The sequence below is a fragment of the Flavobacterium sp. Sd200 genome (assembly GCF_009826935.1).
GTDB lineage: Bacteria > Bacteroidota > Bacteroidia > Flavobacteriales > Flavobacteriaceae > Flavobacterium.
This window is the reverse complement of sequence record NZ_WUMN01000001.1, coordinates 801,791-816,588: the sequence shown is the minus strand read 5'-3', so window position 1 is coordinate 816,588 and position 14,798 is coordinate 801,791. Positions and strand designations below refer to the sequence as shown.

The following is a 14,798-nucleotide window of genomic DNA, read 5'->3' as shown; positions in this document are numbered from 1 at the left end:
ACCGCTTTGGCAATGGGTGCAGCTAAATTTTTATAATAATGAGGCGGAATTATAAATTGGTCAGCTTTTTTTTTTCTCCATCAAAAGTGATAGAGGCAAGCTGCATTAAGCAAAGCTCGGCAAGTAAACGCTGATTTTGACTGGCCTTATACTTAAGATCGCAATCGTTGGCAATATCAATACTTTTCAGTAAAAAGTCCTGACTGGCCTTTTGTGCCTGTACACCATACAGTTGTTGTGCTACTTCTCCGGCTTCGAGCAGTACAAGTGTAGCAGGGTTTTGGCATACCAATAAATCCCTGAAATGAGAAGCAAGACCTGCTATAAAATGGTGTCCGTCAAAACCTTTGGCTAAAATATCATTATAAGCCAGTAACAGATCAGGAATTTTATTCTCTAAAATAAGATCTGTAACCTTAATGTAATACTCGTAGTCAAGCACGTTAAGGTTCTCTGTAACAGCCTGCCTTGTAAGGTTGGTGCCACAATAGCTCACTACCCTGTCAAAAATAGAAAGGGCATCACGCATAGCACCATCAGCTTTTTGGGCAATAATATGGAGAGCATCATCTTCAAAAGTTATTCCCTGACTGCGGGCAACTTCGGCAAGATGATTTTTAGCATCTTTAACCGTTATACGCTTAAAGTCGAATATCTGACAACGAGAAAGTATGGTAGGTATGATCTTATGTTTCTCGGTCGTAGCCAATATAAATATGGCATGCCTAGGCGGTTCTTCGAGCGTTTTAAGAAATGCATTAAATGCCGCCTGAGAAAGCATGTGCACCTCATCTATAATATATATTTTATATTTACCTGTTTGTGGCGGTATGCGTACCTGATCTATAAGGCTGCGAATATCATCTACAGAGTTGTTTGATGCCGCATCGAGTTCAAACACGTTAAAGGCAAAATCTTCATAAGGATCGTCATACCCCTCCTGATTTATTTTTCGTGCCAAAATTCGCGCGCACGTAGTTTTGCCCACACCGCGCGGCCCTGTAAACAACAATGCCTGGGCAAGGTGGTTATTATCTATGGCGTTTAGCAGTGTATTGGTAATAGCCTGCTGCCCAACAACATCCTTAAAGGTTTGTGGGCGGTACTTTCGGGCTGATACAATAAACTGTTCCATAAATAAATGCTTACTGCAAATATAAAATTTTTAGTGGGTTTTATGGCACACTGTTTACAACTTCATAAACTTTTGCAGTATGCCGTTAATGCTTATAAAATAAATTCCACGTTCTAAATTACTTACATCGAGGGTTGTTGTCTTATTATCAAAATTATACTGGTAAATCCTACGTCCAAGACTATTGCTGATAATTATATCTAACGATTTACTGTCAATCTTTTCGATACTTAAACTACTGTTTACCGGGTTAGGGTAAAGTTTCACAATGTTTAGGACAAAGGGAGGCGTGGAAGCTGTTACATCATCACAAAATTCTGCCCTTGGATTCATTTCATCATCACAACGCCATAGATAATGATCTTGCGGATAGGATACTGTTGGCTGGTTTAATTGTTGCAGATTGCCCATTCCCTGTGGCATAGTTACCTGTTCGACACTGCCGTGACCAAGTGCAACATTTTTACCGTCTAAATTTCCATTAAATGTATAATCGCAAAGGGCATCCAGAAGTCGATAATAAGCATAATAATCGAGTGCATCATAAGCAGCTGCGGTGTTGGGCAAAACATGATCGGCAACATAATTATAACCGTTAACTGTAGAGGATGACACCAACAGAAAATCTTTCTCTGCAGCAGGAGTATTTATACGGTTAAAAATATCCACTGCCATGCGATGGTCGTTAGTATCATCATCATTAAATATCTCGAAAAGCACTTTTACATCCTCAGGAAAGGTAGTAAGATCAGCCGGATCTATATAGCTGTACCATTGGGCAAGCGCATAAATAAAACGTCCGTTAGTACCCCACCCCTCTTCAAAAAACTGATGTGAAATACCAAACGATGCACCGCCACCAAACGAATGTCCCAAAAACCCAACTCTTGTAGTATCTATTATATCAGGATAGTTTGTGGCAGCCCGCCCAAAACCATTAACAAGCGTTTGATAGCGTTCGTCTATAGTAACAGTATTTGCTGTTGCATAAGGCACAAAAACTACAGCATAACCCTTTTTAGCTATAAACTCGAGTATTCCAATTATATTTTCAGGATCAGTACCGCCATAAGCATGACTGTAAAATATGGTGGGTACAGCCGTGGTAACCTCTGCCGGATGATATACTTTTATTGGATGCCCTATAAAGTTCAGGTTCACTAAAGATTCTACAGCAACAGTGTAAAGCCCATTGCTGCCATAGCCTGTTGCAGGAATTGGAAAATTAGGATCTGCATACTGTGCATACCCACTAATGCTGATAAATAGCAGTAAACAAAATTTTATCAGGTATTTTTTCATAGCCCTATTTTATACTTAAAATTGCTATGTAAATTTATGTAATGTCCTGTAAGCTCTGTAAGATTTTAATGCTTTTAAAAACCAACGGGACATTTTTCTTGCTGAATGGAATTAGATACCCTATTCTATTTTTGTTACTGTTCCCTTTTGCTTTTTTGTATCGCCCACTATAGAGAATTCAAAAGTATAAGAGTTGTCTTTTGTGGTCAGTATTTTCATGTGTACGGCTTTGCGCTCCTGTGCATTTTTAGGATTTATTTTTTGCAGCACATATTCGCAGTCATTTATCCATCTTACGGTACTGGTATCGGTTTTGCCTTCAAAAGTTTCTACCTCGTGCGTTTCGGATCGTTCAAAAACAGTTTCTTTTTTTTGTCCGTTAATCTCATACTCAAAACGAAACTTACCGGTTTTAAAATCGGCACAATTGCGCTCCTGTTGGTAGCAGGAAGTTAATAATACAAATGACGGTATTAATAATAGTATCTTTTTCATTGGTTGTTAAGCCTGTTGATTTCTGAATCGGTAAAATTGCGTATTTGTTTTTCCTGAGAAAACTTAGCGCTGTTGTATTGTGCTGAATTATTTTTGGGGATAGACAGGCTTTGCCATGGTGAATTTTTAAGAAGCTTGGCATAAAAAACTATCTGCCCCACATGATATGGATAGTGAGCCAATTGTCTGTTTATAGCCTCAACAACTGTGTGACCTTCGTTACGAATGTAAATAATACTGTTCAGGTTTTCGGGGGTAACGGTATTAAGAGCATCAAACAATACATTCCAGGCCTGTTCCCATTGCTGCAGCATAAAATCAACATCATTATAAGGATCTTCAAATTCAGCATCGCGGTTGCGCCAGTCTTTCTCTCCGTCACTGGTCAAAAAATCTGTCCATCGCGATAGCATATTGCCCACCATGTGTTTTACAATCAGGGCGATACTGTTGGTATCTTCGTTGTGAGAATAAAAAAGCTGTTCAGGCTCTAATTGAGCTATTGCCTTATCAGCCAGTGTTTTGTAATACAAAAACTGCTTTCTAACACTTTCAATATAAGCTGATTCCATAACAATTATTCGTTAAAAAGACTGCGCATAATAGTGCGCAATCCAACAAAAATGTAAGCTATGGCAGCTATACAGAATATAATACCGCCACCAAGTACAGGAATAAAAAACGGATGTTCCTGATTTTTAAACGAACTGTGGATTATCACCGGGCCTATGAAAAGCAGCGGCAATGCAATACTAAGATAGGTTATTCCTTTTCGCAGTAATACTTTATTTGTTGGCATAGGCTTCTATGGCTTTACGCACGTTTTTATGTTGTTCTAAAAGTTTAGCAGCTTCTTCCTGAGAAATATTCAGCTCATCTACAATCATTTGCACACCACGCCCAACAAGTTTATGGTTACTTAGCTGCATATCTACCATTTTATTGCCTTTTACACGTCCAAGCTGTATCATTGTAGCCGTACTAATCATATTCAATACCAGCTTTTGAGCAGTACCGGCTTTCATGCGCGAGCTTCCGGTAACAAACTCCGGCCCAACAACTACTTCTACAGGATATTGTGCTACAGCTGCAAGAGGGCTTCCTGTATTACAGGTAATGCAACCGGTAAGTATATTATTTGCATTGCATTGTTCCAACCCACCAATAACATAAGGCGTACTGCCACTGGCAGCGATGCCTATAACTGTGTCTGCACTGTTAACATTATAATCGGCAAGGTCTTTCCAGGCCTGTTCGCGGTCGTCTTCAGCAAATTCTACCGCACGTCTAATGGCTGTATCACCCCCCGCAATTAATCCTATTACCATATCGAACGACACCCCAAAAGTTGGCGGACATTCAGATGCGTCTACTACCCCTAACCTTCCACTGGTTCCTGCACCTATGTAAAACAGGCGACCACCTATTTTCATGCGCTCAACTATTTGTTGTACCAGGCTTTCTATTTGTGGCAAAGCCATTTCTACAGCCAACGGTACGGTTTTATCTTCGTTATTAATATTGGTAAGCAAGTCGCGAACCGACATGGCCTCAAGATGCTCATATTTAGACGACTGTTCTGTAATACGGGTAAAAGACATGGTTTAGCTTTTAGGTAAAGTTAAAGATAATAGGCCATAATTACACCAAGTATAATAGCTAAAAGCTTGGCAAGGTTAAATTTATGGTTTTCGCCACTCTCAAAGATAATGGTAGATGATATATGGAATAATATACCCACAACCACTGCCGAAATCTCGGTATAATAATGACTCACGCACTCCAGTTGCCCTGACAATAATGTTCCCAACGGAGTCATAGCAGCAAAGGCCAGCATGAACAACATTACAGCTATTTTATTCAGTCCTGAATTTATAAAGAATGCGGTAAGTATAATAGCTATAGGAAAATGGTGTATGGCAATTCCCCAGGCCATATCATGATGATGACTTACAGGCATGCCTTCTAACAACGCATGCAGGCAAAGGCTTATAAATAGAAGCCATGGCATGCCGTGCTCATGACCGTGTTCGTGTTTATGAATGTGTACATGGCCATGCTCAGCCCCTTTAGAAAAATACTCTAAAATGATCTGGAAAATAATCCCGGCCATAATATACAAACCGATAGAATTATTATGCAGATGCTCATGTTCATGTCCCTCGCCATGGCTATGCAGAGTGCTCTCATAAACTTCGGGTAAAATATGCAATACTGTAAGCGCTAATAAAAAAGAACCGCTAAACGCAAGCAACAGCTTAAGGTTTTTACGATTTTCAGGCTTTAATATCAGTGCCATAATATAACCTATAACTACTGATAAAAGGGGTAATAAATATATCATCTTTTTATTTAAAGATCATTATTAAACGCTCAGACTCTTCTTTATAAAACTTGCGAAGTTTATAATCGCCAAAGGTGTCAAGCAGGTAAATCCCGGCTTCATCCATCATGCTTTCAAAATCCTGTAACGTAAGTGCTTTTACCCTTTCGGTAAAATGGAACTTCTGTCCCTTATCTTCAAAATCTATTTCCTTATAAATGTAATTATCTATAAAATAGCGTTTAATATGAAAATCGATACCCTCAACGGTTTTAACTTCCTGCGTCACCAAATCTTCAATAACTTTCTTTACATTCATAAAATCAATAACCCCAAAACCATATTCGCTTAGGCTTTGGCTAATAGCCTTTAGAGTAGTCAGGTTGTCGCTCTCGTTTTCAAAATATCCAAAGCTGGTAAACAGGTTAAATACAGCATCAAATTTTTGTTCGAAAGGCTCACGCATGTCGTGAACTTCAAAATGCAGTGTATCGTTTGTATGCTGCTTTGCCTGCGCAATGCTGTTCTCGCTAAGATCGGCGCCGGTAATATCATACCCTAACTTATTAAGATAAATAGAATGGCGGCCTTTGCCACAGGCAAGGTCTAAAATTTTGGCATTATCAGGCAAATTAAGATAACCTGTAAGATTATCCATAAAAAGCTGAGCCTCTTCATAGTCACGGTCTTTATAAAGTATATGATAATACGGCGTGTCAAACCACGAAGCATACCATTTCGATTCTTCTTGCATATTTTGTAAAATGTACCTGCAAATTTAGGCTATTTTAAAGCTAAATCAGTGGTTAGCTATCATTAAATTATATTAATAATAACGGGGTTAAATGTTAATTAAATTCTTAGCGGTTTGTAGTTTTTATTAGTGTCAAATCGTAAATTTGAATTTCATACCAAATATTTAACAACACAAACATTATGGAACAACAGGTAGCGATATTCAATTCGCATAAAGATGCTGTAGAAGCTCTAAAAAAACTAAAAGAACAGGATTTCCCAATGGATGACGTATCGCTTATAGGTAAAGCGGGAATGGACAAAGATCACGTACATCTTGATGAAACTGACAAGGTTACTAATATTCCTGCCTATATTGGCATTGGAGCCGGCACGGTTCTGGGCTTACTTACCGGCATAGGGCTGTTTGCAATTCCGGGGCTTGGGGTTCTTTATGGCGCAGGTGCGCTTGTAGGTGCTTTTGCCGGTGCCGAGACGGGTATTATTGGTGGAGGGCTTGTTTCCGGTCTTGCCAAATATCTTACAAAAGACGACCACATTGAGAACATTAAAAACCATATTGAGGCTGGTAAATTTGTACTTGTAGTTGCCGGAGACGCAGATGAGATACAAAAAGCTAAAAATATTTTACATACAGAAAACCTGCACATAGAGTTTTACGAATAGTAAAACCCTTGCTAAAAATAGTAAACCTGTCCAACTTTGGGCAGGTTTTTATGTTTAAAGTAATCAAAGGCAGGGTAACAAACTTATTAAGTTCACTAAACTATACCCGCTAATTATTTGTAACTTTGCAGCCGCATTATTTTAAATGCAAAAATTATACAGCGCATGGAGAATTTTAAAATGATAGCCAAAACTTTTTTTGGTTTCGAAGAGATATTAGCTAAAGAGTTACAATTACTGGGCGCACAGGATGTGCAGCAGGGCGTAAGAATGGTAAGCTTTGTTGGAGATAAAGGTTTTATGTACAAAGCTAATCTGGCACTGCGCACTGCACTTAAAATTTTAAAGCCAATACACTCTTTCCGTGCGCACAACGAGCATACACTATACAAAGGCATACAGGCCATAGACTGGAGCGATTATTTAAATGCCAACCAAAGTTTTGTGGTAGATGTTACGCTGCACAGCGAATATTTTAACCATTCACAATTTGTAGCTTTAAAAACCAAAGATGCTGTTGTAGACCAGTTTAGAGACCGCTACGGTAAACGCCCCAACATAGACAAAGATTTTCCGGATCTGCGCATAAACCTGCACATATTTAACGACCAGTGTTCCATAGCTTTAGATAGTAGTGGTGGGCCATTAAATCAGCGTGGATACCGTACAGCTACCAATATTGCACCCGTAAATGAGGTTCTTGCTGCCGGAATGCTATTGCTTAGCGGTTGGGACGGACAGGGAGACTTTTTAGACCCTATGTGTGGCAGTGGCACTATACTTGCTGAAGCTGCAATGATTGCCTGCAATATTCCGCCAAACCTTAACCGTAAAGAATTTGCTTTTGAAAAGTGGAACGACTGGGACAATGACCTTTTCGATAAGATAGTAGATTCATTAATGAGCAGGGTGCGCGAGTTTCATTACACAATTAAAGGATATGACAAAGCTCCATCGGCTGTTATCAAGGCAAAGGACAACATAAAAAATGCTAACCTTGACGATTATGTAACCATAGTACAGGAAAACTTTTTTAAGACCGAAAAAGAAACCCGTGGGCCACTGCACATGGTGTTCAACCCTCCTTACGGAGAAAGGCTTGATATAGATCTTGAACGTTTTTACCGCGAAATTGGCGATACCTTAAAACAAAGCTATCCTGGTACTAATGCATGGTTTATAACTGCAAATATAGAGGCTCTTAAATTTGTTGGACTAAAGCCATCACGCAAAATAAAGCTGTTTAACGGTAAGCTCGAAACACGTTTTGTAAAATATGAAATGTATGAAGGCAGTAAAAAGGCCAAGTTTCAAAACTAACATTACAGTTTTAAATTGACCCTTTAGGATACTTATCTTTAATATTACGGATAAGGCTTTCAAGCCCGTTAAGCTTTAGCTCATATACCAATTGTAATTGCTGACCAAGAACTCCTTTTGGAAAGCCTTTATTATGGTACCATACTACATAATATTCTGGCAGGTCAATCAAATAACGTCCCTCATATTTGCCAAAGGGCATTTTTGTATGGGCAAGTTTTATAAGAAATTGTTGTTGCTCGTCCAAGCTAAGAAGTTTCAGGGTTAAAAAGATACAGGTTACAGATTCTAAATTATTCCGCAACCTGTTTTATGGAGATAGTTACCACTCAAAAGTTACATCTTTCTCAATATCCGGATGTAAACTAAGATGAACCGGACATGTTAAAGCAGTACGCTCAAGTATCGTTCTTGCTTTAGCATCGGCATCACTTTTCATTATAAAACGAACTTTTATTCCTGATATTTTTCTGGGTTCAGCCTGCATGATCTTGGTTACTTCTGCAACAGTTCCTTCAAGTGCCACTCCCATATCACGTGCTTTTATCCCCATAACGGTAAGCATACAGCTTGCAAGGGCATTAGCAACAGTATCGGTTGGTGAAAATGCTTCACCTTTACCGTTATTATCTACCGGCGCATCAGATATTATTTCGCTGCCGGATTGCAGGTGTATTGACGATGTTCTTAGATCGCCAAGATAAGTTACTTTAGATGTCATACTATTATTGTGCTTCTTTTACTGTCGGGCCTTCTTCATATTGCATGATAAAAACCCCTGTATTATAATTACCTCCATTTACCGTTGCATAAGAAAATTTATTCTCTACCTGGGCAGATGTCATTGGGGTCATAGATTCAAAACTTTCTTTTTGAAACAGGCGCTGTATTACGTCAAATGTTACATCAAAACCACGAACTGCATATTGGGACGGATTATAACCATTTTTTTGCCTGAATATTTTTGTAAAAAGTAATGATTGCGGAGTATCTCCATCTCTTGTTAACGATGGATAAAGCATTTTTAACTTAGTAAGCCTTGTAATAGGCACCTCATCGTTATCATACTTTTCATTTTTATCAAGTACTGCAAGCTGTATATTAAAATCAATTAAAGCTTCTTCAAGCAATTTTGTAGTACCCGTAACAGAGCTTAATGCTTCAGTATCTAAAATTACATAGTTAACTTTATCTTTAACGAGTAATGCTCTTATGCCATCTCCGGTAATTCCTTCAACAAAACGAACTTCCGGGTAGTTTGCCTTGATAAACTCTCTGGAGCTGGTTTTCTTTTTATCAACTATGGCAATAACATTACCCTGTTTTGTTTTTAGATATTCAAGTAGTGAAAGACGCATAGTTTCATCGCCCGGTATACTTAGATACAGGTTATTAAAAAACCTTCCGCTCTCTTTTGCCATAGGCGATATTACGGGTATGCCCGGCAACAGAGCTGCTGCACTCTCGGCATTTGCCTGAAAAAATGGGCCTATAACAGCATTACTTGTAGTAAGATTATTTTTTAGTGTGGCTACATCAGATGTTTTAGAAGTTTCTTTTGCATCTAATATTTTAACTTTCAGCGGTAATCCTAAAGTTTTGGCTGAATCTATTGCAATAAGTGCACCTGCATAGAAATCGAGTGTAAGATTTAAAAATTTATCTGTGCGAAGAAGTTTTGATTTTATAGTATCTGTCTCTAAACGATAAAGATTGAAAGGCAACAACAACGACAACTCTTTGCTGTTAGCTTTGTTATACGATCTTGACAGATCCACAACAGCAGATTTTGGGGGATAAATAGTCCAACCCGAACCTGCCGGGGCTTTAATCTTCATCCCTTCCTTAACACCATCTTTTAACTCCGGATTAAGGGCAATAAGTTGCTCTTCGGTCAGCCCTGTGTCTTTAGTTAAGCTATATAATGTCTCTTTGGCTTCCACAACATGATATATATATTTTGCAGCCTCTGCAGTAGCAGCAGTTTCCGGTTGTGCAGCCTTTTCAACCACAGCATCTTTAGCCAGTTTTAATTTAAATCCTAAAGGTAAAGTGTCTTTAACCTCCGGGTTAAGCTCTTCAAGCAACTGAACCGTCATACCATATTTTTTTGCTATGCCATATTTAGTATCTCCGGCAGCTACGGTATAGAACATATAAGAGGCCTCACCCTTTTTTGCCTGTTGTGTTTGTGCTGTTTGAGCCTGGGCAGCCACACCACTTCCTTTTACAGGTATAATGAGCTCCTGCCCTGCTTTAACCCCATTGGTTAAAACAGCTGCATTTGCTTTTTCAAGGTCGGCAACAGTAACTTTATATTTTTTTGCGATACTAAAAAGAGTCTCTCCGGCAGCAACCTCGTGTGTTTTGTTTGCAAGCTTTGTAGCTGGTTCTTTAGGAGCCGAGGCATTAGCAGGCAGCGGTTTCGGCGGATTTACGGGTATTAAGAGTACACTATCTGTCTTTAACCCGTTTTTAGCATCCGGATTAAGGCGGTAAATATCATGAGGTGTAACCTTATATTGCTTAGCAATACTTAGTACTGTCTCCCCTTTTAAAACTTTATGTTTTTTGTTTTCCTGTGCATAAGCAGCAGAATAAAGTGAGAGCGAAAAGAATAAAATTAAAATGTACTTCATGATATATTTTTAACAAAATTAAAGCCGCTACAAAGTTAGTTTTTGTAGCGGCTTTAAACATATAATAACCCTATAATTTTAAGTTAAAACAAAAAAATTCTTACTCTTTTGTTGCTGTTGCGTCCTGACTGATCTGGTTATCATCGTCCTGCTTATTCTTTTTAGATTTTGGCACATACTTCCTGTCTGCCGGAATTTGCAAAACTGTATTATAAGCAATACCATTCACTGCATCCGGGTTAAAGTCATAAATATCAGTAGGCTTAATCCTGTATTTTTTAGCAATAAGCATTACGGTTTCTCCCATCTCTACCTTGTGTGTAACAAGGTTATCACTTTTTGGCCCTTCATTATCGGCTACCTGCGCATTGGCATAGACAAAGCAAAACATGGCTGCTAAGAAAAATAACAGTTTCTTTTTCATAATTTTGGGGTTTAATTTGTTGGTAAATAGCATGTGCAATTTAAACTAAAATTTATTTAAAAATTAACTATTTACATTTTTTAACATGCTAATTATCAACAAATAAAGCTTTTCTTGTTAATAATTTCAATTAATAGGAAAAAACGCATAGTAATAGAACCTAACCTTTTTTTAATATAGCTCAAGTCTTAAAAATGATGTTCAATCTCCATACACACGCAGCATCAGGCAATCCTGATGTATTCGAAATAATAAACCGCTATCCTTATGAGGAAATAGATGTGCCTTTTTTTTCAACAGGTATCCATCCATGGCATATAGATGCTGATAAGATTGAAGAGCATTTAGCAATAATAGAAAAACGCCTGCAAATGGATAATTGCCTTGCTCTTGGCGAATGCGGACTTGATAAGCGTATTGAAATTCCGTTACAATTGCAGACAGAAATTTTTGAAAAACAACTTTTGCTTGCCATAAAATACCAAAAACCTGTAATTTTGCATCTTGTGGCTGCTTTTCAGGAATTAATAGAAATAAAAAACAAATTAAAGCCTAATGTTCCTTTAGTAATACATGGGTTTAGTAAGAATGGCCAGGTAGCAAAACAATTACTTAATAATGGTTTTTACCTGAGCTTTGGCAAATATTTGCTACGCAATCCTGAATTGGGAGATGTATTTGCAAATGTGCCGCAGGTAAGATTTTTTTTAGAAACCGACACTATAGAAGAAAGCATTGTGCAGGTGTATGAAAAAGCAGCAGAGGCACGAAATATAATTATAGATGAACTCACATTAATAGTGGGAGATAATTTTAAAACAGTATTTAAAAATGGCGGTATGGCAGGAAAGGGCTGAACTTTTATTTAAAAAAGAAGGTCTTGAAAAATTAAAAAATGCTCATGTAATGGTTGTGGGTCTTGGTGGGGTTGGCTCTTTTGCCGCCGAGTTTTTGGCACGCGCAGGTGTGGGAAACATGACAATTGTAGACGGAGACGTTGTGGATATTACCAATGTAAACAGACAGCTTCCTGCGCTGCACAGTACTGTGGGACAGCCTAAAATAACAATTGTTGGTGACAGGCTTATGGATATTAATCCTGAGCTAAACCTTACACGTGTACAGGAATTTCTTTCGCCTGAAAGGGCTTATGAACTGGTTACCGAAGAATTTGATTATGTTTTAGACTGTATAGACAGTATTACACCTAAACTTAATCTTATAATATCGGCAAAGCGAAAAAAAGTAAAAATTATCAGCAACATGGGGGCAGGTGGTAAATATGAAGCCTCTAAAGTGCGTGTTAGCGATATAAGTAAAACAGATGTTTGCCCATTAGCAAAAACAGTGCGCAAGCGTCTTAAAAAAGAAGGCATTTCTAAAGGCGTAAAAGCAGTTTATTCGGTGGAAGCACCAGACCAGTCAAGCCTTAAAATGACCGACGGTACTAACTTTAAAAAATCTTTTTTTGGCACTAATAGTTGGATGCCTGCCCTGTTTGGGCTTCATGCAGCAGAAACTGTTGTTAAGCACCTTATAGGTAAATAAATAACGCCTTATGCAAATAACAAAAGCCGTACAGTTTGTAAGACTATACGGCTTTTGCATTATTATAAATGTGATACTCTCTAATTATTTACTGCCTTTTAAGTTTTCTTTCTAAAAAAAGATTCACTTCATCGTTAATAGGCGAATAAGGTACTTTTTCCTGTTGCGAAAGCCTGTCGGTAAACAAAATACCAATTAAATGGTCATGCTCATGCTGAAAGATAACCGCTGTAAAGCCCTCAACTATTTCATCGTGAAATTTACCATCCGGGCTAAAATAGGTAATCTTTATAGTATAGTTACGCATTACGTCACCCCTTATCTCCGGAATAGAAAGACAGCCTTCAGTACCCTTTCTCAATAAAGATGACCTCCATGTAATTTTCGGATTTAGATATACCTCAAAAGGTTCTCCGGGTTTATCAAATCGCTGCACCCATATAACATTCCGGTTAATTCCAATTTGCGGAGCTGCAATGCCCACTCCTGGATTAGCCGGGTCTTTTACTGTTGCAAGCATGCGCTGGGTTAGCTGAGGCAACAGCTCATCTTTAATATCTATATTTGTCGAAACAGTTTGCAGCACTTTAAGATCGGACGGATCAGTAACCTGTAATACCCTCAAAGGCGTTTTTTTATCGCCCGATGTTATAAGTGCTTTTTCCGTTTCGTTCATTTTTTGTGCATAAAAATTAGCTGTTGCAATAAAAGCCAGCGTTACAAATAATACCTTTTTCATTATATACCTGCCACTTCTTTAATTTCGTTGATTATGCGAACCGCAAGCTCATCTGCTTTAACCTGAGTTTGTGCTTCGGTATATATCCTTATTATAGGCTCTGTATTTGACTTGCGAAGGTGTACCCACTCTTCAGCAAAGTCTACCTTTACTCCATCTACTACAGATATTTGTTCGTTATTGTACTTTGCTGCCATGGCTTCTAATATAGCATCTACATCTATTTGAGGAGTAAGCTCAATTTTATTTTTGCTCATGTAGTATTGAGGATATGACGCCCTAAGCTGAGCCACCGTAGTGTTTTGCCCGGCAAGATAGGTAAGGAACAAAGCTACCCCCACAAGTGCATCGCGTCCGTAATGAAGCTCTGGGTAAATAATGCCGCCATTACCTTCGCCACCTATAATGGCATTATTTTTTTTCATAAGCTCAACAACATTAACCTCTCCTACGGCACTTGCCTCATAGATACCTCCATGCTTTTGGGTAATATCGCGCAGTGCGCGGGAAGACGACATATTGCTTACTGTATTGCCCGGAGTTTGGCTCAATACATAATCTGCACAGGCAACAAGCGTATATTCTTCTCCAAACATTTCGCCATCATTGCTAATAAACGCAAGACGGTCCACATCAGGGTCTACTACAATACCAAAATCGGCTTTTTCTTCTACAACAAGTTTAGATATATCTCCAAGATGTTCTTTTAAGGGCTCAGGATTGTGCGGAAAATGACCGTTGGGTTCGCAATATAAACGCACTACCTCTACTCCCATTTGCTCCAGCAATTTAGGTATTATAATACCTCCGGACGAGTTGACCCCGTCTACCACTACTTTAAATTTAGCAGCTTTTACAGCATCTACATCTACTAATGGCAGGTTAAGCACTTCATCAATATGAATGTCCATATAAGCATCGTTCTCTGTAATTTCTCCAAGGCTGTCTACATCGGCAAAATCAAAAGCTTCGTCTTCAGCAATTTCCAGTATTACGGCACCGTTCTCTCCGCTAAGGAACTCTCCTTTTTCATTCAAAAGCTTCAGGGCATTCCATTGCTTTGGGTTATGGCTTGCGGTAAGAATAATACCTCCGTCAGCCTTTTCAAGTGGCACAGCAACCTCTACGGTAGGCGTTGTGCTAAGACCAAGGTCTATAACGTTTATGCCAAGGCCAATAAGCGTATTAGCCACAAGGTTGTGTATCATGGGGCCTGAAATACGGGCATCACGACCTATAACAACCGTTAGTTTTTCTTTATCTGAATTATTTTTAAGCCAGGTACCATAGGCCGAGGCGAATTTTACCGCATCTACAGGAGTAAGGTTATCACCGGTGTTACCGCCAATTGTTCCTCTTATTCCTGATATCGATTTAATTAGTGTCATTTAATTACGCATTTATTTAAGAGTAACAAATATAAGGATTAGTAGTACAGATTGTAACCCTGT

At 38.6% G+C, this 14,798-nt stretch carries 18 protein-coding genes; 4 read left to right on the top strand and 14 right to left on the bottom strand.

All coding sequences use genetic code 11. The features are described from left to right. Positions 1-49: 49 nt before the first annotated feature. The 8 genes from dnaX to GR160_RS03780 all read right to left on the bottom strand — a co-directional run bounded on the left by dnaX (position 50) and on the right by GR160_RS03780 (position 6,009). On the bottom strand, positions 50-1,135 hold the full coding sequence (gene dnaX, locus GR160_RS03815) for a DNA polymerase III subunit gamma/tau (RefSeq protein ID WP_160748499.1): 1,086 nt from the start codon (positions 1,133-1,135) through the stop codon (positions 50-52). A gap of 54 nt (positions 1,136-1,189) precedes the next feature. Further along, positions 1,190-2,437 carry a T9SS type A sorting domain-containing protein gene (locus tag GR160_RS03810; RefSeq protein WP_160748498.1) on the bottom strand — a complete coding sequence of 416 codons (1,248 nt, stop codon included), beginning with the start codon at positions 2,435-2,437 and terminating at the stop codon, positions 1,190-1,192. A 120-nt stretch (positions 2,438-2,557) separates the two neighbouring features. Next, positions 2,558-2,932, bottom strand: coding sequence for a DNA topoisomerase IV (locus GR160_RS03805; protein WP_160748497.1), 375 nt, complete (start codon positions 2,930-2,932; stop codon positions 2,558-2,560). Further along, positions 2,929-3,504, bottom strand: coding sequence for a DUF1572 family protein (locus GR160_RS03800; RefSeq protein WP_160748496.1), 576 nt, complete (start codon positions 3,502-3,504; stop codon positions 2,929-2,931). Before GR160_RS03800 ends, GR160_RS03805 begins: the two co-directional genes overlap by 4 nt. Before the next feature lie 5 nt (positions 3,505-3,509). Beyond that, the gene (locus GR160_RS03795; RefSeq protein ID WP_160748495.1) at positions 3,510-3,731 is read right to left on the bottom strand and encodes a DUF6095 family protein; all 222 of its coding nucleotides are present in this window, start codon (positions 3,729-3,731) and stop codon (positions 3,510-3,512) included. Next, positions 3,718-4,533 (bottom strand): N-acetylmuramic acid 6-phosphate etherase, encoded by an 816-nt coding sequence (gene murQ, locus GR160_RS03790; protein WP_160748494.1) that lies wholly within the window; start codon positions 4,531-4,533, stop codon positions 3,718-3,720. The genes GR160_RS03795 and murQ overlap by 14 nt, the downstream gene beginning before the upstream one ends. A gap of 20 nt (positions 4,534-4,553) precedes the next feature. After that, positions 4,554-5,276, bottom strand: coding sequence for a ZIP family metal transporter (locus GR160_RS03785; protein ID WP_160748493.1), 723 nt, complete (start codon positions 5,274-5,276; stop codon positions 4,554-4,556). A gap of 4 nt (positions 5,277-5,280) precedes the next feature. Further along, entirely contained in the window at positions 5,281-6,009 is a 729-nt protein-coding gene (locus tag GR160_RS03780) for a bifunctional 2-polyprenyl-6-hydroxyphenol methylase/3-demethylubiquinol 3-O-methyltransferase UbiG (RefSeq protein ID WP_160748492.1), read from the bottom strand. Between the two features lie 182 nt (positions 6,010-6,191). Between GR160_RS03780 and GR160_RS03775 the strand changes: the two genes are divergently transcribed. After that, positions 6,192-6,677: a DUF1269 domain-containing protein gene (locus tag GR160_RS03775; RefSeq protein ID WP_160748491.1), complete on the top strand. Its 486-nt coding sequence runs from the start codon at positions 6,192-6,194 to the stop codon at positions 6,675-6,677. A 165-nt stretch (positions 6,678-6,842) separates the two neighbouring features. Next, positions 6,843-7,997 (top strand): class I SAM-dependent RNA methyltransferase, encoded by a 1,155-nt coding sequence (locus tag GR160_RS03770; protein ID WP_202390701.1) that lies wholly within the window; start codon positions 6,843-6,845, stop codon positions 7,995-7,997. Between the two features lie 10 nt (positions 7,998-8,007). Here GR160_RS03770 and GR160_RS03765 read toward each other — a convergent pair whose 3' ends face one another. The 4 genes from GR160_RS03765 to GR160_RS03750 all read right to left on the bottom strand — a co-directional run bounded on the left by GR160_RS03765 (position 8,008) and on the right by GR160_RS03750 (position 11,060). After that, a complete protein-coding gene (locus GR160_RS03765) occupies positions 8,008-8,244 on the bottom strand; it encodes a DUF3820 family protein (protein ID WP_160748490.1) in 237 nt (78 codons plus the stop codon). A 75-nt stretch (positions 8,245-8,319) separates the two neighbouring features. After that, positions 8,320-8,718 carry an OsmC family protein gene (locus GR160_RS03760; protein ID WP_160748489.1) on the bottom strand — a complete coding sequence of 133 codons (399 nt, stop codon included), beginning with the start codon at positions 8,716-8,718 and terminating at the stop codon, positions 8,320-8,322. Between the two features lie 4 nt (positions 8,719-8,722). Further along, entirely contained in the window at positions 8,723-10,636 is a 1,914-nt protein-coding gene (locus tag GR160_RS03755) for a LysM peptidoglycan-binding domain-containing protein (protein ID WP_160748488.1), read from the bottom strand. 100 nt (positions 10,637-10,736) lie between these two features. Beyond that, complete coding sequence (locus tag GR160_RS03750) at positions 10,737-11,060, bottom strand: LysM domain-containing protein (protein ID WP_160748487.1); 324 nt, start codon at positions 11,058-11,060, stop codon at positions 10,737-10,739. Positions 11,061-11,254: 194 nt separating this feature from the next. Here GR160_RS03750 and GR160_RS03745 point away from each other — a divergent pair, with 194 nt between their 5' ends. Together GR160_RS03745 and GR160_RS03740 are read left to right on the top strand one after the other, a co-directional pair. After that, positions 11,255-11,917, top strand: a complete 663-nt coding sequence (locus GR160_RS03745; protein WP_160748486.1) for a TatD family hydrolase — start codon at positions 11,255-11,257, stop codon at positions 11,915-11,917. Next, entirely contained in the window at positions 11,892-12,608 is a 717-nt protein-coding gene (locus GR160_RS03740) for a ThiF family adenylyltransferase (RefSeq protein ID WP_160748485.1), read from the top strand. Before GR160_RS03745 ends, GR160_RS03740 begins: the two co-directional genes overlap by 26 nt. Before the next feature lie 88 nt (positions 12,609-12,696). Here the strand turns inward: GR160_RS03740 and def are convergent, their stop codons facing one another. Both def and glmM read right to left on the bottom strand, forming a co-directional pair. Beyond that, entirely contained in the window at positions 12,697-13,347 is a 651-nt protein-coding gene (gene def, locus GR160_RS03735; protein WP_160748484.1) for a peptide deformylase, read from the bottom strand. After that, entirely contained in the window at positions 13,347-14,735 is a 1,389-nt protein-coding gene (gene glmM, locus GR160_RS03730; protein ID WP_160748483.1) for a phosphoglucosamine mutase, read from the bottom strand. The genes def and glmM overlap by 1 nt, the downstream gene beginning before the upstream one ends. Between the last annotated feature and the right edge of the window lie 63 nt (positions 14,736-14,798).